This window comes from Pseudomonas sp. LBUM1643, assembly GCF_059716215.1.
The window spans coordinates 6393292-6414650 of sequence record NZ_CP166813.1 but is presented as its reverse complement, the minus strand read 5'-3'; the positions used below and the strand labels follow the sequence as shown (position 1 = coordinate 6414650).

Here is a 21359-nt window from a genome sequence, read left to right as displayed (position 1 = left end):
TCCTGGCTCGAAAGGGATCGGGAAGGGTTAAAAGTAGTTGGTCGATAAAATTACGAACGTAATATGTGCGATGCCGCGGGTTTCGGTCAAGGCCTCAGCCAAGCGACAGCTTGCGCCGCTTTTGATAGAGCAATTAAGTACAAATATTTCACTACTTTCGTTATATCGTAACGAATTGAGCCCCGCGCGAAACAATCTGAGGTGGTATGCAAGTCGATCTCGATTCAGATGAGGTGGTAGTCGCAGGACTGCCGCGCTTTCAACAGGCAGTCTTCCAGGGGCGACGATTGCGTCAGCTGCTGATCGGTCTGGGCGCAATCGCAGCTGCCGGGTTGCTCCTGGCATTCTTTGTAAGGCTGTTTTCAGCGCAATCATCTTGGCCTGCCTTGCTGGTCAATCAGAGCGCCGGAGTTTTGGTGCTGATTGCCGGCCTGCAATCGGCCCGATTCGTGACGCTATGGCGCGCGAGGGCGTTAAACCCGTCAGCAGGGGTGCCCGCCATCGTTACGGATGACGAGCCTGTGCCGATGGGCTGGTATGAGCGCTTGCTGGACCGCATCAATGAACGATGGCTGCGCACACTGGTGCAGATCGGCACACCGACGCTGTGGCTCGGCGGGTGGGCTCTGCTGGTGCTGTTCAGCGTGAGCCAGGTCTGGAACCTGGCATTGCCGCCCACCGCCTTAGGCTTGGCGGCCCATGTTGGCGCGGCGCTGTCATTGTTGCTGGCATTCGGGTTGTTAGTGTTCGAACGTCAACTGGCCCAGGAAAACACCGCACAATGGCCTGAAGCCGGTTCGCTGGCACAGCTGACGCGCGTCTCCATCATCTGCCTGGTGCTAAGCGCTTTATGCCTGTTGTTTGCGGGTGAGACATCAGTGTGGCCCGTGCGACTGGCGGTGCTGATCGGTTTGCTGCCAGGACTGGTTGCGATCGAGTTGCTGCTACGCGCGGTGCTGTCGTTGTTCAGTCCACGCCGCGAGCAACTCGAACCGACTTTGCTGGCGCGAAGCTTTGTCGCTGAAATGCTGCGCTGGCCACCGCAACCCTTGCTGGCGCTGCAGCATGAATTGCATAACCGCTTTGGTATCGACTTGCGGCAAATCTGGGCCTTCACGTTCATGCGCCGGGCGTTTGTACCGGTGGTGGTTTTCGTGTCGATTGTTGGCTGGGCACTGACGGGTATCCATGAAATACCGCTGCAAGGGCGCGGTATCTATGAACGTTTCGGCAAGCCGGTGGAGGTCTTTGGCCCTGGTTTACATGCCGGATTACCGTGGCCGCTGGGTCGGGTATTGGGCGTTGAAAATGGCGTAGTTCACGAGTTGGCCACCAGTGTCGGCGACAACCCGTTACCGGTTCTGGCCGACCCTGCGGAAGGCCCGGCCCCAGCGACTGCCAATCGCTTGTGGGACGCCAGTCATGTGAACGATAAATCCCAGGTCATCGCCAGTAGCCGCGCGGATAAACAAAGCTTCCAGATCGTTAACATGGACGTGCGCTTTGTCTATCGCATCGGCCTGACTGATCAGGCGGCGCTGGCCGCGACCTATAACAGCGCTGACATACCCACATTGATTCGCAGCACAGCCAGCCGGATTCTGGTTCACGATTTTGCGTCGCGCACCCTGGATGGGTTACTCGGTGATGACAGGGTAGGGCTGGGCGAAGAAATCGGTCGGTCGGTGCAGGCGGACCTGACGAAACTGAACAGTGGCGTGGAAATTCTGGCGACCGTGGTCGAGGCTATTCACCCGCCGGCGGGCGCAGCCAATGCCTATCACGGCGTGCAAGCTGCGCAGATCGGCGCGCAAGCATTGATCTCCCGAGAGCGTGGTGCGGCGGCGCAGGCCACCCATGAGGCGCAATTGCAGGCCAGCATCGCTCGCGATCAGGCGACCGCCAACGCCCTGGAAATCAACGCGACTGCACAGGCTGCCGATCTGAAATTTTCTGCAGAACAAAAAGCCTTCGCCAGTGCCGGTCAGGCCTTCGTGCTGGAGCAGTATTTAAGTCAGCTCTCACAAGGTCTCGCCAACGCCAGATTGTTGATCCTCGACCATCGTCTGGGCGGCAGTAGTAACGCACCCACCATCGACCTCCGTACATTCACCTTGCCAGCTGACCCTGTGCCAGCACGCTCTATCGCTCAGCCAGGAGTTGCCCATTGAGCCAGTCGCATACTCACGATCACGATGACCACAGCGGCCATGAACACGGTCATGGCGGACATCACCATGGACATCACCATCACCACCACCACCACGGTGCTCCCGAGGAAGCGGGCCCTTTCCCTTGGCGACGCATGGGCTGGGCGGCATTGCTGGTAGCGTTTGCCATCGCAGCGGCAAGTCTGGTGCAAGTGCGTTCCGGGGAGGCCACGGTAATTACGCGCTTCGGTAACCCGTCGCGAGTGCTCCTTGAACCGGGTCTTGGCTGGCGCTGGCCGGCACCGTTCGAGGCGGCGATTCCTGTCGATCTTCGACTGCGTACTACGTCGAGCGGGTTGCAGGATGTCGGCACCCGGGACGGTCTGCGGATCATCGTCCAGGCCTATGTCGCGTGGCAGGTGCAAGGTGATCCGGACAACGTTCAGCGCTTCATGCGCGCGGTGCAGAATCAGCCGGATGAAGCGGCCCGGCAGATTCGTACGTTTGTCGGCTCGGCGCTGGAAACCACGGCCAGCAGTTTCGACCTGGCTAACCTGGTGAACACCGACGCCAATCAGGTCCATATCGCTGACTTCGAAACGCAACTGCGCAAACAAATCGATCAGCAGTTGCTGGCGACCTACGGTGTGCGCGTATTGCAGGTGGGTATTGAGCGCCTGACATTGCCCTCGGTGACGTTGACCGCGACGGTCGATCGAATGCGCGCCGAGCGAGAAACCATCGCGACCGAACGTACGGCGATCGGCAAGCGCGAAGCCGCGCAAATACGCTCAGCCGCAGAACGTGATGCACGCATCGTTCAGGCGGATGCGACGGTCAAAGCAGCTGACATCGAAGCCCAGTCCCGGGTTGAAGCTGCACAGATTTATGGTCGCGCTTACGCGGAATCGCCGCAGCTCTACAATTTACTCCGCTCTCTGGACACCTTGGGAACGATCGTCACGCCAGGAACCAAGCTGATTTTGCGAACGGATGCAGCGCCATTTCGCGTGTTGGTGGACGGTCCGCCGACGCTCGAAAACAAGCCTGGGTTGCAGCCATGAAAAGCGTTCCACGTGGAACAAATGAATTGAGCAGCCCCTGGATTCAAGCCGGGCGATTGGCATTTTTGGGGTTATACGCAGTGACGGTGTTGGCCGCGCTAGCGTGGGTGTTTTCCAATGTGCGGCAGATCGATCCGCAGAACCGCGCGGTGGTTCTGCACTTTGGTGCGCTGGATCGGATTCAGAATGCGGGGTTGTTGCTCGCGTGGCCGCGACCGTTTGAACAAGTAATCCTGCTGCCAGCGGCTGACCGTGTTATCGAGCGTCGAGTAGAAAATCTCTTGCGCAGCGATGTCGCCCTGCAGGCTGATCGAGTGGCAAGTTTTGCGACGCCGATCAGCGATGCGCTAGCGGGCTCCGGTTACCTGCTGACCGGGGATGCGGGACTGGTGCAACTGGATGTCAGGGTGTTCTACAAAGTCACCGACCCGTATGCCTTCGTCCTGCAAGGCGATCATGTACTGCCGGCGCTCGATCGGTTGGTGACACGCAGCGCCGTCGTCCTCACGGCAGCTCGCGATCTGGACACCATTCTGGTCGCACGACCCGAGCTTATCGGTGCTGACAATCAGGCGGCCGAACGCCGCGAGCGACTGCGGGGTGATCTGGTGCAAGGCATCAACCAGCGTTTGGCCGAACTGACGGCGACGGGGCAGGGCATGGGTATTGAGGTGGCGCGCGTCGACGTTCAATCGAGCCTGCCGGGGCCAGCGGTCAACGCGTTCAACGCCGTTTTGACTGCGAGTCAGCAAGCCGACAAAGCGGTCGCCAACGCGCGCACCGAGGCCGAGAAACTCACCCAGACCGCCAATCAGCAAGCCGACCGTTCGCTGCAAGTGGCTCATGCCCAGGCGAGCGAACGGCTGGCCAAAGCCTCGGCAGACACAGCGACTGTTTTAAGCCTGGCGAAAGCGCAGGAGGAAGGAACCGACCCACAAATGCTCCTGCGCATTTACCGTGAACGGATGCCAACAATTCTCGGTCAGGCCGGTTCAGTGACCACGGTCAACCCGAAAGACGATTCCCGATTGATCATTCAGGGAGCTGCGCAATGACTGCGCAAACCGCCGCGGCACCGAGCATGTTGTCCTCGGCTGAACAACGCAGTGCCGCACGCCAACTGATCCTCGCGATGCTCGCTCTGGGTCTGCTGACGCTCGGTCTGGTCTGGCGCTGGTTGTCGCCCCAGCAGACAGGCGTCAGTCAGTTGCTGCTGGGATTTGCTTCCGTGCTGGTGGCCATACCGGTGATGCGTTCGGCCTGGTACAGCCTGCGTTACCCCAGCTTGCACGGCATCACCGATCAACTGATTGCATTGGCGATGCTGGGCGCCTGGGCTACCGGCGATCTCCTGACCGCCGCCTTGCTGCCGATCATCATGATCTTTGGTCACGTACTGGAAGAGCGCAGTGTCATCGGTTCGCAGGAAGCCATTCATGCGCTGGGCCAACTGACACGTAGTCATGCGCGTAAGGTCCAGGCTGATGGCGGCATCGTCGAAGTCGACAATGGCACGCTCAAAGCTGGCGACATTGTGGAGGTGCGAGCCGGTGATCGAGTGCCGGCCGATGGTCGTGTGCTGTCCGGTCAGGCGAGCCTCGACACGGCGTCAATCACCGGGGAATCGGTGCCAATGGAGGTCGGTGTCGGCATGCCGGTGTTTGGCGGCGCGATCAACCTTGATGGTCTGTTGCGCATCGAAGTGACCCGCACCGGCAATGAATCGACGTTGGGTAAAGTCATCGCGTTGATGCAAAGCGCCGAGCGTTCCAAGCCGCCGATTACTCGTTTGCTGGAACGCTACGCAGGCAGCTACATGGTGCTGGTGTTGTTATTGGCAGCAGTCACCTGGTTCATCACCAATGACGCGCAGGCGATGCTCGCGGTATTGGTGGCGGCTTGTCCTTGCGCGCTGGTGCTGTCAGCGCCGGCTACGGCAATCGCAGGCGTGGCGGTTGCGGCTCGACACGGCATCCTGATTCGCAGCTCTGCGTTTCTGGAAGAGCTGGCCGATCTGACATCGCTGGTGGTCGACAAGACCGGGACGCTGACCTTCGGCACCTTGCGCCTGCAATCCATCGACAGTCCGCTGGAGGATCGTAGTCAGGTCCTGAATCTGGCTGCCAGCCTTGGGGCCGCCAGCAGTCATCCGGTCAGCCGTGCGCTCGCTGGCCTGGTCGACCAGGAGCATTTCCTGCTGCTCTCGGACATTCGTGAACGTCAGGGGCTTGGAGTGGTGGCAATGACCGAGGCGGGGGAAGCCGCGCTGGGTCGGCCAGAGTTGTTCGATCAACTGGGCATTACCGCCAGCCCTGTTCCTGAACACGACGGACCGATTGCTGGCCTGGCGCTTGATGGAGAATTCCTCGCCTGGCTGTTGCTGGCGGATACCGTCAAACCCGAAGCGCGTTTTGCCTTGAGCGAGTTGCGTGAACTGGGTTTGGGTCGCCAGCTATTGCTGACGGGTGATCGCCAGAGTGTCGCGCACACCCTGGCTGAAGAGGTGGGGATCAAAGATGTCGAAGCGCAGGCGCTGCCTGAGGACAAGCTGAATCGTGTGCTGAAGGAAATCGGCAGCGGCTTCCGGCCGATGGTGGTCGGCGACGGGATCAACGATTCACTGGCGCTAAAGGCTGGCGTAGTCGGCGTGGCCATGGGTGCGGGCGGCGCTGACATTGCACTGGCATCGGCCGATATCGTGCTGATCGGCAGTGACCTGCGCAGGCTCGGAACTTGTGTGCGATTAAGCCGCCAATGTCGCCACACATTGCAGGTCAACGTGATTATTGGTCTGGGCTGGACCCTCGCAATCGTCGCCTTCGCCGCGTTTGGATGGCTCGGCGCCGCAGGGGCGATGATTGCCGCTTTGCTGCATAACTTTAGTACGTTGCTGGTGCTGGGAAACGCCGGGCGTTTGCTGCGCTTTCAGGAACCTCTGCTGAAAATGAAAGAGGACATGAGCGCTCAGTGAACATTTTCAGAACTGTAAGCCAACTTTGCAGTCATCTGCGTGAGGGCGAAGGACTTTGTGGGTTCGTGGCGGTGGTTTTAGTGCCGGAGTGAATCATAGAAAACGGCTATTAATTCGATAGCCAGCTATTTTTCAAGGATGGTCTACCCTCTCAATCAGACGTCTGAAACAAGGGGGATTCTCCATGCTCGCGCACATTCCACCGGCCTTACAGAATCTGCAGTTACCGCTACGCCTGCGACTCTGGGATGGCCATGAATACAATCTGGGGCCGACGCCCAGCGTCACGATTGTGGTGAAGGACCCACAAATGGTTACCCAGTTCACTCATCCCACCCTGGACGCGCTAGGAGCGGCGTTTGTCGAAGGGAAGCTCGAACTGGAGGGCTCAATCAGCGATGTGATTCGCATCGTTGACGAGTGGAGCCAGGCTTTGGTGGGCGCGGATGACGACAATCAGCCTGTTCGCACGGTTCACGACAAGGAAACCGATGCCAAGGCAATCTCCTACCACTACGACCTTTCCAATGCGTTCTATCAACTATGGCTCGACAGCGACATGGCTTATTCATGTGCGTATTTCGAGACCGGCAGCGAATCCCTCGAGCAAGCCCAGCAAGCAAAATTCCGCCATCTGTGCCGCAAGTTGCGCCTGCAACCCGGCGACTATCTGCTGGACGTTGGCTGTGGTTGGGGTGGCCTGGCGCGGTATGCCGCGCGGGAGTTTGGTGCCAAGGTGTTCGGCATCACGCTGAGCAAAGAGCAACTGGCCCTTGCCCGGGAGCGAGTGACTGCCGAAGGTTTGGATGATCTGGTGGAGCTTCAATTGCTCGACTATCGCGATTTGCCTCAGGACGGTCGTTTCGACAAGGTCGTCAGTGTTGGCATGTTCGAGCACGTCGGTCATGCGAACCTTGCCGAGTACTGCAGAACTCTGTTCGGCGCGGTGAAAGAGGGCGGTCTGGTGATGAACCACGGCATCACCGCCAAGCACACCGATGGCCGTCCGGTGGGACGTGGCGCCGGTGATTTCATTGAGAAGTATGTCTTCCCTAACGGCGAGCTTCCGCACCTGTCGATGATTTCTGCGGAAATCAGTGAGGCGGGTCTGGAAATTGTCGACGTCGAAAGCTTGCGCCTGCATTACGCACGAACGCTCGATCATTGGAGTGAGCGTCTGGAGGATAATCTCGAAGCGGCTGCCAAGCAGGTGCCGGAGCAGGCATTGCGGATCTGGCGGTTATACCTGGCTGGCTGCGCTTACGCGTTCGCCAAGGGCTGGATCAATCTCCACCAGATCCTGGCCGTCAAAGCTCATCCCGATGGCAGCCATGAATTGCCATGGACCCGCGACGACATCTACACGCCTTAAAGGATCGGTGAAATGAGCCGGGCGACCCGCATGCCGACCTGTTGCAGGCGGTGGGTCTGCCGGCTTTCTTCTTTGGCGATTTCGTGAGCCTGGGCGAAGTCGGCGTTGAGCATCTGTTCCACTTCGCCGGCGAACACACTGTCGACGGTTAGCAGCATCACTTCGAAGTTGAGCCGGAACGAACGGTTGTCCAGATTGGCGCTGCCGATGGCGCTGATTTCGCTGTCGATCAGCACCACTTTCTGATGCAGGAAACCTGGCTGGTAGCGGAATACTCTCACGCCGGCCCGTACCGCTTCGAAGGCGTAGAGGCTGGAGGCGGCATAGACGATACGGTGATCGGGCCGCGAAGGCAGCAGCAAGCGCACGTCCACCCCGCGCAACACCGCCAATCGCAGGGCAGCAAATACGGCTTCGTCAGGAATGAAATACGGACTGGTGATCCACACTCGTTCCGTCGCGGCGTGAATAGCCTCCACGAAGAACAACGAACAGGTCTCGTAGGAGTCTGCCGGGCCGCTGGCGAGCAATTGGCAGAGTACGCCATCATCCGGATAGACATCCGGCAAGATCAGGGGTGGAAGCGAGCGGGCGGCCCAGAACCAGTCTTCCGCAAAAGATTCCTGCATACAGGCCACCACGGGGCCACGCACCTGGACGTGAGTGTCACGCCAAGGGGCGAGCGGGGGTTTTTCACCCATGTACTCATCACCGACGTTGTGTCCGCCGACGAAGCCGAGCACGCCGTCGACCACGACGATCTTGCGGTGGTTACGAAAGTTGACCTGGAAGCGATTGAGCCAGCCGCTTCGGGTAGCGAAGGCTTTAACCTCGACGCCTGCATCTCGCAACGATTGCACATAGCTGTGGGGCAGCGAGTGGCTGCCGATTCGGTCGTACAACAAATAAATCGCCACACCTTCGGCGGCTTTCTTCAACAGAAGGTTTTGCAGGCGCTGGCCGAGACGGTCGTCGTGGATGATGAAGAACTGGATCAGAACCGCTTCTTTGGCGTGGCTGATGGCGTCGAAGATTGCGTCGAACGTTTCCTGACCATTGATCAGCAAGCTCACTTCATTGTTGGCCAGGCACGGCATACGCCCCAGTTTGGGCATTGCACGTAAGGACGCATAGGCGTTCGAAGCGCGTGCGGTGAGCGCTTCTTCTACCCAAGGGCGCCAGTTCAGTTCGGAGATCGCTTTGCGCATTTCTTCGTTGGCTTGGCGACGCGCCTTGATGTAGCCATCGAAGGTGCTGCGACCGAACACCAGATAGGGGATGAGCGTGAAGTAGGGAATGAACACCAGCGAGAGGGCCCAGGCGATGGATCCCTGTGCGGTGCGAACAGTCAGCACGGCGTGGATGGCGGCGATCGAGCCAAGCGTGTGAAGCAGTGCGATCATGTAGCCGAAAATGTGTGGTCCAAAATAATCCATGGGGCAGCCTTGCTCCTGAAGATTCAGTGCTTAACAGACCATGTTCCGTGCAGAATGTCGCTAATTAATTGGCCATGAACCGAAGCCTGTGGCTGACGTCTAACGGCCACTACTGATCAGGAGTTACTCGATGAACATTCGTCTGCTGGGTTTGGCCATGGCGATGGGTTTGGCACTTCCTCTGGCCGCTCAGGCACAGATGCTTCAGCCCGGTTTGTGGGAATTGACCACCAGCAACATGAAGGTCGATGACCAGAACCTGCCGGATCTGCAATTGATCCTCGGTCAGTTGCAAGGTCAGATGACCCCTGAACAGCGCGCTCAGCTGGAAAAGCAGGGGATCACCATGGGTGGCAAAGGTATACGCGCGTGCCTCACACCGGAGCAGGTGAAGACGGACAATATTCCGCTTACCGATCCGCAATCGGGCTGCAAACAGGAAATCACTGATCGCAGCGGCAATCAGTGGAAATTCCGTTTCAGCTGTCCGAAAGCCCAAGGTGCCGGCGTTGCCACGTTCCTCAGTGATCGTGAGTTCACCACCAAGGTGAACGGTACGTTCAACGCTACGGGTATCCAGCAAAAGGGCAGTCTGGAAAGTCGTGCCGTGTGGCTAGGTCAGGATTGCGGAACGGTTAAACCGCGAGCCTGATCACTGGTGATGTGAACGGGGGAGCTGCACTCCAGAATCGGATCATGCGGCCTCCCAATTCCAGCGGCTCTCTGCAACGGCATCGTGGGCGTGCAAACTTTCTGCGTGAATGACCCGCAGGTTGAAAGCATTGATAGTTGAAAGGCGTTTCAGAGCGGTGTGCAGGCGTCGAGCCGCGTCTTCGCAGAACATCAGGTTCTGGCCGTTCGCCAAAGCGAAGGCTTGTTCGTCGGCGCGTTTAACCGCGGTTTGAACCGCAGTGCCGAGCGCCATTTCTGCGTCATTGATGATCGCGATCAGCGGAAGCGCATTGCAGTCATCGTTTAAACGCAGCCGCAAATGTGCGGTGCTGCGTTGGCTGTGAGGCGTCGCAACGATGCCGTTTGTAGAGCCAAGCCAATTCAATACGTCATCGAGATTGAGTGACCTCTCCCCGAAGTCATTAGCAAATTGTTGCTGGATTAATTGCCGTGACAGCGCTGCCGAGCAGGGGCATGTTGAGGAATAAGACACGTCTATTGATAGTTCCACGTGGAACAATCCATTTTTCAGACTTGCCCGAATGCTAACCGGATAGGCTTTCCACCCGCTCAGCGGGCTGACCAGCGCCGGTCTTTTCAGCAGTAAATCCGTATGAATATTGAGAGAGGCATTGTTGGAAAGCCCCTCATGCGTGGCGATAAACCGTTCCAATATTCTGCGCAACAGCGCAGGTGTCAGCGGATCGTTTTCAAGCATTTCCAGCGCCAGATACAAACGTGACATATGAATGCCTCGCGCCTCTTCGTTGTCGAGACTCACGCCTGCGTCAACTTTTGCAGCGAGTTGCTGCCTGTCAATCAAGACTGGAAGTGCAATGCCACACATGCCTACCCAATCGAGTGGCAGTGATTGGCGTGTAGCTTGTTTGGCGATATCCGGCAGAGTCAGCGCATTCATAAGCAGGTCCGTCGTGGAAGCAGGTTTGACATGTTATGTTATTACATTAAACTCGCCTACGCCTTTTTCCTGAACTGGCTCCACTGACCCGCGTACCCTTTATGAGGAATGCCTGATGCCCCATCGTCTCCCCGTCACCGTCTTGTCGGGTTTTCTCGGCGCCGGTAAAAGCACGCTCCTCAACTACGTATTGCGCAACCGCGAGAACTTGCGAGTCGCTGTGATCGTGAACGATATGAGCGAGATCAATATTGATGGTAGCGAAGTACAACGCGACGTCAGCCTCAATCGCGCCGAAGAAAAACTCGTGGAAATGAGCAACGGCTGCATCTGCTGCACCCTTCGCGAAGACTTGCTGGAGGAGGTAAGCAAACTCGCCAAGGAGGGTCGGTTTGATTACCTGCTGATTGAATCCACGGGGATCTCAGAGCCCTTGCCGGTGGCAGAAACTTTCACCTTTCGCGGCGAAGACGGGCAGAGCCTGGCTGACATTGCGCGGCTCGATACCATGGTCACCGTCGTTGACGGCGTGAACTTCCTGATCGACTACCAGGCTGCTGAAAGCCTCGCGTCCCGTGGTGAAACCCTGGGCGAAGCAGACGAACGATCCATCACGGATCTGTTGATCGAGCAGATCGAGTTCGCCGACGTCATCCTCATCAGCAAGATCGACTTGATCAGCAGTAGCGCGCGCGAGGAACTGATCGCGATTCTTGAGCGGCTTAATGCACAGGCGCAGATCATCCCGATGGTGATGGGTGAAATCCCTCTGAAAAGGATCCTCAATACAGGTCGCTTCGATTTCGAGAAGGCCGCCCAGGCGCCCGGCTGGTTGCAAGAGCTGCGTGGCGCACACGTACCGGAAACACTGGAGTACGGCATCGCTTCCACTGCTTATCGGGCGAGAAAGCCCTTTCATCCGCAGCGTTTTTTCGACTTCATCAACGGATCGTGGGAGAACGGCAAACTGCTGCGCTCCAAAGGGTTTTTCTGGCTGGCAAGCAAGCACATGGACGCCGGTAGTTGGTCTCAGGCAGGTGGCTTGATGCGCTATGGTTATGCTGGGCGCTGGTGGCGTTTTGTACCGAAAAACCAGTGGCCACAGGACGCAGAAACTACTGCCGACATCATGAAGAACTGGACGGCCGCCACAGGTGATTGCCGTCAGGAACTGGTGTTCATCGGCCAGAACATCGACTTCACCGAGCTGAATGCGCAACTCGACCAATGCCTGCTGACTGACGACGAAATGAAGCTTGGCAAAGAGGGATGGCGATTGCTGACGGACCCGTTCGGCCCGTGGTACGAGGAGGTCGCCTGAGGGTCATGGCTTGAGCCAGCTGCCCTGGCTTTGGGCTTCGCAAAACGGCTTCAAATAGGCCGCATCGGTGGCTATACCGTAATAGTGAATATCCTGCCGGTAAGGCATATTGGCGACTTGGGCATTGCTGCAGACGCCAAATGCCCCGGCGGGACACGCATCCACGTACTGCACGTCGACTGCTTGTCCCGGCAGATTCGGCTGGCAGAACCCGTCGGCAAATAGCTTCTGCGGGATGTTGCGGTTCTGCTGACAGACTTTTACGTCGAGCCGTACACCTGTGCTATGTACCACACATGCCTGGGCCAGGGCCTCGCCCGAAGTCAGTGCTAGCAGTAACGACCATCCAATCAACCGCATTTTTACCCCCTTAGAATCCTTCAACCATGCTGCAGAACATTCCTACCCATGTCATTGCTGGCCCATTGGGCGCCGGCAAGACCAGCCTCATCAGGCACCTGCTGACTCAACGGCCTGCCGGAGAGCGCTGGGCGGTGCTGATCAACGAGTTCGGCCAGATCGGCCTCGACGCTGCGTTGTTGACCCAGGACGCCGATGGTATCGCACTGGGTGAAGTGGCCGGGGGGTGTTTGTGTTGCGTAAACGGTGCGCCTTTTCAGGTCGGGCTTGGACGTTTGTTACGCAAGGCGCGGCCTGATCGGCTGTTCATCGAGCCGTCGGGGTTGGGGCATCCGGCGCAACTGCTCCGGCAGTTGAATGAGGCGCCGTGGCTCGGTGTGTTGGCGGTTCAGCCGTGTTTGCTGGTGCTGGATGCTCAGGCGCTCGCCGCCGGTAAACCGCTCCCTCAATCGCAACAAGAGGCCCTGAGCAGCGCTGGTCTGTTGTTGCTGAACAAGTCTGAGGCGCTGGGAGAGGATGAGCGAGCGCGGATCATCATGCGGCTGCCAGCCATGCCGTTGTACTGGACGCAGCAAGGTGTACTGCCCTTGAGTGCTTTACCGGGTCTTGATGCGAAGGCTGAGGCAGGTGTGGATAACTTTATTGCACCCAAAGGCTTGGCGCAGATGCCGGCTATGTGGACTGATCCTGCGATACCGATCTGTTTGAGTCAGCAACAGGAGGGCGGCTGGAGCATCGGCTGGCGTTGGCATCCGGGTCAGATATTTGATGTTGTGCGAGTGGTTCGATGGCTTGAAAGCCTCGACTGGCAGCGGGCTAAGCTGGTGATACACGGTGTTGAGGGATGGGTATCGGGCAATGCACTGGATAACTCAGTGCTGGACTGGCGACCCAGTGAATGGCGACAGGATTCGCGGATTGAGCTGATTTTCAGTGAAGCGCAGGACGTGGATTCGTTGCAGAGCGGTATGGCTGGGTGTCGGGTGATTTAAAGATCAAAAGATCGCAGCCTTCGGCAGCTCCTACAGGTGAAATGCATTTTTCCGTTAGAGCTGTAGCAGCTTGCGATCTTTTGACTTAAGGACGCCACTTGGTGTGCTCTTGCCGCCACTGGCTTAGCTCGATCACCTCAGCCCGTGGTTTCACCACATCGACTACCGCTGCGGTGTCGTCGAAGGGCATCGGGTAGGGCGCAAGCTCTATTTGCGCGCTGTGGGCGCCGAACTGGGTAATGGTGCCGTTGTGGCGGGTTTCACCCGTCACGGTGAATTCGAAGTTGTATACCCTGGCCAAACGCCGTTTGCCGTTCGCGTCTTTGATAAATCCGATTTTTTTCAATGCGACGTTGCCATCCAGCAGCTCGATGCCAAGCTTGCCGCAATGCTGCTTGACCCGCTCCAGCGCGCGCTCGCGCAGGCCGTGGTTGTGCCAAAGCCACGCGCCAGCGGTGGCCAGCAGCATCAACACTAAGATATTTCCGAGGGTCAGCATCAACAGGGTGCTCCAACAAGATAGTGCCAGCTTAACTGCGTCGCCGGTCTGTCGTACAGGCTGCGTTTAGTCGCATACTGCGCGGCTCTAATTTCAATCGTTGTACGGAAGACTCACCGCATGAAACGTACGCCCCATCTACTTGCCATCCAGTCCCACGTGGTGTTCGGCCACGCCGGTAACAGCGCCGCGGTATTTCCGATGCAGCGGATCGGGGTGAATGTATGGCCGCTCAATACCGTGCAGTTCTCCAATCACACTCAATACGGCCAGTGGGCCGGTGAAGTGTTGGCGCCACACCAGATTCCCGAGCTGGTCGAAGGGATCGCGGCGATTGGTGAGCTGGGTAACTGCGACGCTGTGCTCTCCGGTTACCTTGGCAGTGCGGCCCAGGGGCGCGCGATCCTGACCGGCGTGGCGCGAATCAAGTCGATGAATCCCAAGGCGTTGTACTTATGCGACCCGGTAATGGGGCACCCGGAGAAGGGGTGCAGCGTGCCGGCGGAGGTCAGCGATTTCCTGCTGCAAGAGGCGGCGGCCGTCGCGGACTTCATGTGTCCAAACCAGCTGGAGCTGGACAGCTTCTCGGGACGCAAGCCGCAGTCGCTATTCGATTGCCTTGCCATGGCGCGTACGCTACTGGCGCGTGGACCGAAAGCGGTGTTGGTCAAGCATCTGGACTACCCGGGCAAACCGGCAGATGTCTTCGAGATGTTGCTGGTAACGGCGGAGAACAGCTGGCATTTGCGTCGACCGCTGTTGGCGTTCCCGCGTCAGCCGGTGGGCGTTGGTGACTTGACCTCAGGGTTGTTCCTGGCGCGCGTGCTGTTAGGCGACAGCCTGGTGGCTGCATTTGAATTCACGGCGTCGGCGGTGCATGAAGTGTTGCTCGAGACCCAGGCGTGCGCCAGCTACGAGCTGGAACTGGTACGGGCCCAGGATCGAATTGCCCATCCGCGAGTACGGTTTGAGGCGACTGCAATAAGTCTGTAATGGCAAAGATTGTCCGAACGCGGCCCGCGTCCGGACGATCTTTGATTCAAGCGTCGCCTTTGATTTCCTGATAACGCTTTTCCAGTTCCTGACGAATCTGGCGGCGTTGCTGTGCCTGCATAAAACGACGCTTGTCCTCACTGTTCTGCGGTTGCAGTGGCGGAACGGCGGCCGGTTTGCGCTGGTCATCCACGGCGACCATGGTGAAAAAACAGCTGTTGGTGTGACGTACCGAGCGCTCACGAATGTTCTCGGTCACGACCTTGATACCCACCTCCATCGAGGTGTTGCCTGTGTAGTTGACCGACGCCAGGAAGGTCACCAGTTCGCCGACGTGGATCGGCTCGCGAAAAATTACCTGATCCACCGAGAGCGTCACCACGTAGCGACCGGCATAACGGCTGGCGCAGGCGTAGGCAACTTCGTCCAGGTATTTGAGCAGTGTGCCGCCGTGAACATTGCCAGAGAAGTTGGCCATGTCGGGGGTCATCAATACCGTCATCGACAGTTGGGCGTTTCCGGGTTCCATAGCGTTCTCACGGTTCAAGGCAGTGATGAAGGAATGCACCTCTACGGGCGCCTGGTCAGCTTTTTCAAACCGACTGTTATCGGGACGCCGGGCGCATGGCTGCCGTCACGCGCGATCTATCTGTTTCCATATATTGCACCGCCTTTCTGATGGAAGTCGCGGTGTTAACCTCCGAAAGTCTGTCTTAAGGAGCCCACGCCATGCATGCGATCAGTTTTATTCAGGATCTGGCAGTCATCATGCTGGTCGCCGGTGTGGTCACCGTGTTGTTTCATCGGCTTAAACAGCCGGTAGTCCTGGGTTATATCGTCGCCGGTTTCATCATCGGCCCGCATACACCGCCGTTCGGCCTCATCCACGATGAGGAAACCATCAAGACCCTCGCTGAGCTCGGGGTGATATTCCTGATGTTTTGCCTGGGCCTGGAATTCAGCCTGCGCAAGCTGTTCAAGGTCGGTGCCACCGCGTTTATCGCCGCATTCCTGGAAATCGTGCTGATGATCTGGATCGGCTACGAAATCGGCCGATGGTTCGACTGGAACACCATGGATTCCCTGTTCCTCGGCGCGATCCTGGCGATTTCCTCGACCACGATCATCGTCAAGGCGCTCAACGATCTGAAGATGAAGAACGAGCGCTTTGCGCAACTGATCTTCGGTGTACTGATCGTGGAGGACATCCTAGGTATTGGCATTATCGCGTTGCTGTCGAGTATCGCTGTCAGCGGTACGGTGAGTTCCGGCGAGGTCTTTTCCACGGTCGGCAAACTGTCGCTGTTCATGATCGTCGCGCTGGTGATCGGCATTCTGCTGGTCCCGCGTCTGTTGGCTTATGTGGCCAAGTTCGAAAGCAACGAGATGCTGTTGATCACCGTATTGGGGTTGTGTTTCGGCTTCTGCCTGTTAGTGGTCAAGCTCGAATACAGCATGGTCCTCGGCGCGTTCCTGATCGGCGCGATCATGGCTGAATCCCGGCAACTGCTGAAGATCGAGCGCTTGATCGAACCGGTGCGCGATTTATTCAGTGCAATCTTCTTTGTGGCCATCGGGCTGATGCTCGATCCGCTGATCCTGCTGCAATACGCCTGGCCAATCGCTGTGATCACTGTGGCTGTGGTGCTGGGCAAAATGCTGTCTTGCGGACTCGGCGCGTTTATCGCCGGCAATGATGGGCGCACGTCCCTGCGAGTCGGGATGGGGCTTTCGCAGATTGGGGAATTCTCCTTCATCATCGCGGCGCTGGGCATGACGCTGCAGGTCACCAGTAACTTCCTCTATCCCGTGGCCGTTGCGGTCTCGGTGATCACCACCTTGCTGACGCCCTATTTGATCCGCGCGGCCGATCCGCTGTCGATCAAGCTGGCCGCTGTAATGCCGCAGCGACTCGGCCGGGTGCTGGGGATGTACGGTGAATGGCTGCGCAGCATCCAGCCACAGGGCGAAGGTGCGCTGCTGGCGTCGATGATTCGGCGAATTCTGTTGCAGGTGGGGGTCAATCTGGCGCTGGTGATCGCGATTTTCTTCTCGGGCGCTTTTTTTGCCGAGCGCATGTCCGCGTATCTATCGGACTGGATCAGTGATCCGAGCTGGCAGAAAGCACTGATCTGGGGCGGGGCGTTGATATTGTCTCTGCCGTTCCTGATTGCGGCCTATCGCAAGCTCAAAGCGCTATCGATGCTGTTAGCGGAGATGGGCGTGAAGCCGGAGATGGCGGGTCGTCATACACAGCGAGTGCGTCGGGTGATCTCTGAAGTCATACCGATTCTTTCGCTGCTGGTGATTTTCCTGCTGCTGGCAGCCTTGTCGGCCAGTATTCTGCCGACCAACAAGTTGCTGATGCTGGTTGCGGTGGTGGCGGCGGCCGTAGCGGCGCTGCTCTGGCGCTGGTTCATCCGCGTACACACGCGGATGCAGGTGGCTTTGCTGGAAACCTTGGACAACCACAAGGATGCGTCCGGCCACTGAAGTCTGACTAGCAGCGGGCGCAGCCTGCGCCAGCTACTACAAAAATCACACGGGGATGTATCAGCTTTCCAGCCAGACGTCCCGCGCCCAGTGCCAGACCGATTCCCAGGTTTCTTCGGCAATCAACTCTTCTTCAGCCTGCCACAGCACCACGGTGCCATCCTCTTCAACGAGGTAGTAGTCGTCACCGTCCTGACAGATCGGGATCATGCTGCGATCGACACCGGCATCCCAGGCGTTAGCGGCAACGTCTGGCAGGTAGGTGTGGGATTGCGGGTCGGTGACCGTCACGGGTTCCAGGCTGCCGTAGACCACGTCGCTGACGGTCAGCAAAAATTCTCTGAAGACAAATGGAATGTCGATAAACAGTTGTTCTTCGATTTCCACCAACTGGTCTTCGTCAGGCAGCTCCAAGGGGACCGGTACCGGTTCGTTGGCTTCACGCAGTTGTTCGATGATTTCTTCCACGTCCGGGATCCTCTTGCTTGATGGCGCGGTTTAGTTGGGGCGGTTTATACAGTAGCTTGGTATAGATGCAACCGCGAAATAGAAAACCCCAGCCGAGGCTGGGGTTTTCATTACAACATGCTTAACGCAGGAGGGATCAGCCGTTCTGGCGGATACCGGCCACCAGCCAAGGCTGGTTTTCGCCCTGCGGCCGTTCCATGTTCCAGCTTTCGCTGAACACTTCGCCCTGGTCGAAGCGCGAAGTTTTCGACACGCCGCTGAAGGTCAGGGTCGCGATTGTCTTGTCCGCACGATCATCCACGCCGTCCAGTTGCACATTGAGGTTATCAATGTAGGTGGACTGGAAAGCGTCGCCCAGATCGGCACGTTCGCGCTTCAGGAACTCCAGCAATTGCGGGGTCACGAACTCGGCAATCTTGTCCATTTCGTTCGCGTCCCAGTGCTGCTGCAAGGACTGGAAGTGGTTGCGGGCCGCTTCGATGAAGCTCTGTTCATTGAACCAGGCCGGTGCATTGATCACCGGACGAGCGGCTACAGGCGCTGCCGAACCGCCGAAGATCGAACCGCCAGCAGGCTTTTGTTCGAACACTTCACGCTGCATCGGTGCATGACCAGCTGGAGCCATGTGCTCTTGCTGCTTGCGACGACGAGCGGCAATGAAACGGAAGATCAGGAACGCAATGACAGCCATGATCAGGATGTCGAAGATCTGCATGCCCTGGAAGCCACCGCCCATGAACATGGAAGCCAGCAGGCCACCGGCAGCGATACCGGCCAGAGGGCCGAGCCAGCGCGAAGCGCCACCGGCTTTTGCAGCAGCGCCAGCGGCACCGGCTGCGCCCGCAGTAGCAGCAGCGCCGCCTGCAGCAGAAGAAGGAGCCATTTGGCTGGTCTGGTGAGTCGGCGCAGCGCCGGAGCTCTTGCCGCCACCAAAGCGCTTGGCGTTGGCGTCCAGGCTCATCGTCAGGCCGATGCACAACGCCATGGCGATGCTAAGAAAACGTTTCATAAAGGGAATTCCCATTTGTGGAAGGCACGCGCGCCATGTTGCACAGCTGAAGTGTTACTGGCTAGCGGCAGAGTGTTTCGGGCTTTTGCCTGACAGGTTGGGTTCAGCTTCAGTCAGCGCAATAAGGCCTGTTAACTTTGGTCTGTAGGAGGAGTGGATAAGTTCGGTAGGAATAGGCCTTTGTGGGAGCAAACATTGCTCCCACATGGAATCACGTTCGGGTTAGATCGCTTCCAGCTTCGCATAACCCAGCATCAGCCATTTACTGCCTTCGCTGAAATTCACCTGGACGCGAGCCTGAGCGCCGGCGCCTTCGAAGTTCAGGATCACACCCTCCCCAAACACCGAATGTCGCACTGCCTGGCCAAGACTGAAGCCGGTATCCGGAATCTCGCTACCGCCAAACAGGCTGCTGGAGCTCTGCTGCTGGCCGCCACCGAAAGGACGACTGACGCTATTGGACAGCCGTACTTCCTGAATCAGGCCTTTAGGCACTTCGCGCACGAAACGCGACACCTTGTTGTAAGTCTCGCTGCCATACAGGCGCCGCGTTTCGGCATAGGTCATCACCAGGTTCTGCATGGCCCGGGTAATACCGACATAGGCCAGGCGACGCTCTTCCTCAAGACGACCGGGTTCTTCCAGGCTCATCTTGTGCGGGAACAGACCTTCCTCCATGCCCACCAGGAACACATAAGGAAACTCCAGCCCTTTGGCGCTGTGCAGTGTCATCAACTGAATGCTGTCTTCGTGCTCGTCGGCCTGGGTATCACCTGCCTCCAGCGACGCGTGGCCGAGGAACGCCGCCAGTGGCGTCAGGTCCTCGTCTTCTTCAGCGTTCTCGAAGTTGCGAGCGGCGCTGACCAGTTCCTCAAGGTTTTCTACCCGGGCCTGGCCTTTCTCACCTTTTTCGGCTTCGTGATAAGCGATAAGCCCGGATTGCTCGATGACGGTCTGAGTCATCAAGTGCAGAGGCATTTCCATGCACTTGGCGGCGAGATTCTCGATCAGTTCGATAAACGCCCCCAGCGCACCCGCAGCCCGACCGGTCAGGCCTTTGTTGGCCACCAGCAGGCGCATGGCTTCCCACATCGACACATCGCTGTGGCGCGCATGGTCACGAATCGCTTCGACGGTTTTCTCGCCGATGCCACGGGCCGGAACGTTGATCACCCGCTCCAGCGCCGCATCGTTGCCCCGGCCTTCCAGCAAACGCAGGTAAGCCATGGCGTTCTTGATTTCTGCCCGTTCGAAAAAGCGCTGACCGCCGTAAATCCGATACGGAATGCGCTCGCGGAGCAAGGCTTCTTCCAAAACGCGCGACTGGGCGTTAGAGCGGTACAGAATCGCGATATCACTGCGAGCCAAGCCCGTTTTCAGCGCGCTTTCGATGGTTTCGACAACATAACGGGCTTCATCGTGTTCGTTGAACGCGGCGTATAGGTTGATCGCTTCGCCTTCGCCGCCATCGGTCCACAGTTCTTTGCCCATGCGCCCGGTGTTGTTGGCGATCAGGGCGTTGGCTGCCTTGAGGATGCCGGCGGTGGAGCGGTAGTTCTGCTCCAGACGAATGGTTTCGGCATCCGGGAAATCATCGGAGTACTGGTAGATGTTCTCGATTTTCGCCCCACGCCAGCCGTAGATGGACTGATCGTCGTCGCCAACCACCATCAGGCTGTCGCCGCCTTTGGCCAGCAGGCGCAACCAGGCGTATTGCACGGCGTTGGTGTCCTGGAATTCGTCCACCAGAATGTGCCGGAAGCGCTTCTGATAATGCGCGAGCAGCCCGGGGTGATCGCGCCACAGGTCGAGGGCGCGCAAAAGCAATTCGGAGAAGTCGATGACGCCTGCGCGCAAACACGCGGCCTCATAGGCTTCATAAATGCTGCGCATGGTCGCCAGGAACAGATCGCCGCTGGCTTGAATGTGTTGTGGACGCAGCCCTTCGTCTTTCTGGCCGTTGATGAACCACTGGGCCTGACGAGCGGGCCAGCGTTGTTCATCCAGGCCGAGCTCGCGAATCACCCGCTTGACCAACCGTTGCTGGTCGTCACTGTCGAGGATCTGGAAGGTCTGGCTCAGGCCGGCTTCCTGCCAGTGCGCCCGCAGCAAGCGGTGCGCCAGCCCGTGGAAAGTGCCCACCCACATGCCGGCCGGGTTGAGCCCCATCAGTTGCTCGATGCGATGGCGCATCTCGGCAGCGGCCTTGTTGGTGAAGGTCACCGACAGGATCGAGTGAGGCGAGGCGTTTTCGACCTGGATCAACCAGGCGATACGGTGCACCAGCACTCGGGTTTTACCGGAACCAGCACCGGCCAGGACCAACTGACGACCCACGGAGGCAGCTACGGCCTGGCGTTGGGCATCGTTGAGGGAGTTCAGCAGAAGGGAGAGATCATCGCGCATCGGGGCATTCTAGGGTGCGCCGTCACACCGGGCAAACCGAGCTTTGCATTTACCGATGAAAGAAGCATGGATGACGACCGGTTGGTCACTGGCTGCAAGCGCTGGCGGGGCTCGCTCCGGGGCTTTCAAGAGACGAATCGGGGGATGGATTTCGGATTTTTCATGATCCGAAGCAGTTTGGTCCGGGCACTCGCTTGTGTATGCTCCCCTCGATGTTTCGGGCCCATGCTCATC

Annotated in this window: 18 protein-coding genes; 10 read left to right on the top strand and 8 right to left on the bottom strand. The window is 58.3% G+C overall.

Going from position 1 to position 21359, the window contains the following annotated elements; genetic code table 11:
• Positions 1-206 precede the first annotated feature (206 nt).
• The 5 genes from hflK (ACA063_RS29020) to cfaB all read left to right on the top strand — a co-directional run bounded on the left by hflK (ACA063_RS29020) (position 207) and on the right by cfaB (position 7557).
• Positions 207-2171: a protease modulator HflK gene (gene hflK / locus ACA063_RS29020; protein ID WP_497664276.1), complete on the top strand. Its 1965-nt coding sequence runs from the start codon at positions 207-209 to the stop codon at positions 2169-2171.
• Positions 2168-3214, top strand: coding sequence for a protease modulator HflC (gene hflC / locus ACA063_RS29015; RefSeq protein ID WP_497664275.1), 1047 nt, complete (start codon positions 2168-2170; stop codon positions 3212-3214). Before hflK (ACA063_RS29020) ends, hflC begins: the two co-directional genes overlap by 4 nt.
• Positions 3211-4269 carry a protease modulator HflK gene (gene hflK, locus ACA063_RS29010; RefSeq protein ID WP_497664274.1) on the top strand — a complete coding sequence of 353 codons (1059 nt, stop codon included), beginning with the start codon at positions 3211-3213 and terminating at the stop codon, positions 4267-4269. The genes hflC and hflK (ACA063_RS29010) overlap by 4 nt, the downstream gene beginning before the upstream one ends.
• Positions 4266-6185, top strand: a complete 1920-nt coding sequence (locus ACA063_RS29005; RefSeq protein WP_497664273.1) for a cation-translocating P-type ATPase — start codon at positions 4266-4268, stop codon at positions 6183-6185. Before hflK (ACA063_RS29010) ends, ACA063_RS29005 begins: the two co-directional genes overlap by 4 nt.
• Positions 6186-6369: 184 nt before the next feature.
• Complete coding sequence (gene cfaB / locus ACA063_RS29000) at positions 6370-7557, top strand: C17 cyclopropane fatty acid synthase CfaB (RefSeq protein ID WP_497664272.1); 1188 nt, start codon at positions 6370-6372, stop codon at positions 7555-7557.
• Here the strand turns inward: cfaB and cls are convergent.
• Complete coding sequence (gene cls, locus ACA063_RS28995; protein ID WP_497664271.1) at positions 7554-8993, bottom strand: cardiolipin synthase; 1440 nt, start codon at positions 8991-8993, stop codon at positions 7554-7556. The two genes, cfaB and cls, sit on opposite strands and share 4 nt — an antisense overlap.
• Before the next feature lie 130 nt (positions 8994-9123).
• Here cls and ACA063_RS28990 point away from each other — a divergent pair, with 130 nt between their 5' ends.
• Complete coding sequence (locus ACA063_RS28990) at positions 9124-9645, top strand: DUF3617 domain-containing protein (RefSeq protein ID WP_497664270.1); 522 nt, start codon at positions 9124-9126, stop codon at positions 9643-9645.
• Positions 9646-9687: 42 nt separating this feature from the next.
• Here ACA063_RS28990 and folE2 read toward each other — a convergent pair whose 3' ends face one another.
• Positions 9688-10584 (bottom strand): GTP cyclohydrolase FolE2, encoded by an 897-nt coding sequence (gene folE2, locus ACA063_RS28985; protein WP_497664269.1) that lies wholly within the window; start codon positions 10582-10584, stop codon positions 9688-9690.
• Positions 10585-10699: 115 nt separating this feature from the next.
• Between folE2 and zigA the strand changes: the two genes are divergently transcribed.
• On the top strand, positions 10700-11905 hold the full coding sequence (gene zigA, locus ACA063_RS28980; protein WP_497664268.1) for a zinc metallochaperone GTPase ZigA: 1206 nt from the start codon (positions 10700-10702) through the stop codon (positions 11903-11905).
• A 3-nt stretch (positions 11906-11908) separates the two neighbouring features.
• Here the strand turns inward: zigA and ACA063_RS28975 are convergent, their stop codons facing one another.
• A complete protein-coding gene (locus tag ACA063_RS28975) occupies positions 11909-12265 on the bottom strand; it encodes an NADH:ubiquinone oxidoreductase (protein WP_497664267.1) in 357 nt (118 codons plus the stop codon).
• 26 nt (positions 12266-12291) lie between these two features.
• On the opposite strand from ACA063_RS28975, the gene ACA063_RS28970 reads away from it, so the two are divergent.
• Complete coding sequence (locus ACA063_RS28970) at positions 12292-13257, top strand: CobW family GTP-binding protein (protein WP_497664266.1); 966 nt, start codon at positions 12292-12294, stop codon at positions 13255-13257.
• Positions 13258-13342: 85 nt separating this feature from the next.
• Here ACA063_RS28970 and ACA063_RS28965 read toward each other — a convergent pair whose 3' ends face one another.
• Positions 13343-13756: a DUF3301 domain-containing protein gene (locus ACA063_RS28965; RefSeq protein WP_497664265.1), complete on the bottom strand. Its 414-nt coding sequence runs from the start codon at positions 13754-13756 to the stop codon at positions 13343-13345.
• 120 nt (positions 13757-13876) lie between these two features.
• Here ACA063_RS28965 and pdxY point away from each other — a divergent pair, with 120 nt between their 5' ends.
• A complete protein-coding gene (gene pdxY, locus ACA063_RS28960) occupies positions 13877-14749 on the top strand; it encodes a pyridoxal kinase PdxY (protein ID WP_162437649.1) in 873 nt (290 codons plus the stop codon).
• A gap of 46 nt (positions 14750-14795) precedes the next feature.
• On the opposite strand, the gene ACA063_RS28955 is transcribed toward pdxY, so the two are convergent.
• On the bottom strand, positions 14796-15278 hold the full coding sequence (locus ACA063_RS28955; protein ID WP_016772447.1) for an acyl-CoA thioesterase: 483 nt from the start codon (positions 15276-15278) through the stop codon (positions 14796-14798).
• Between the two features lie 200 nt (positions 15279-15478).
• Between ACA063_RS28955 and ACA063_RS28950 the strand changes: the two genes are divergently transcribed.
• Positions 15479-17242 (top strand): cation:proton antiporter, encoded by a 1764-nt coding sequence (locus ACA063_RS28950; RefSeq protein ID WP_497664264.1) that lies wholly within the window; start codon positions 15479-15481, stop codon positions 17240-17242.
• A 60-nt stretch (positions 17243-17302) separates the two neighbouring features.
• On the opposite strand, the gene ACA063_RS28945 is transcribed toward ACA063_RS28950, so the two are convergent.
• From ACA063_RS28945 to uvrD, 3 genes are all read right to left on the bottom strand, one after another.
• Positions 17303-17710: an SMI1/KNR4 family protein gene (locus tag ACA063_RS28945; protein WP_110657681.1), complete on the bottom strand. Its 408-nt coding sequence runs from the start codon at positions 17708-17710 to the stop codon at positions 17303-17305.
• Positions 17711-17846: 136 nt separating this feature from the next.
• Entirely contained in the window at positions 17847-18719 is an 873-nt protein-coding gene (locus ACA063_RS28940) for a TIM44-like domain-containing protein (protein ID WP_490145711.1), read from the bottom strand.
• A 222-nt stretch (positions 18720-18941) separates the two neighbouring features.
• Entirely contained in the window at positions 18942-21125 is a 2184-nt protein-coding gene (uvrD, locus tag ACA063_RS28935; protein WP_497664263.1) for a DNA helicase II, read from the bottom strand.
• Between the last annotated feature and the right edge of the window lie 234 nt (positions 21126-21359).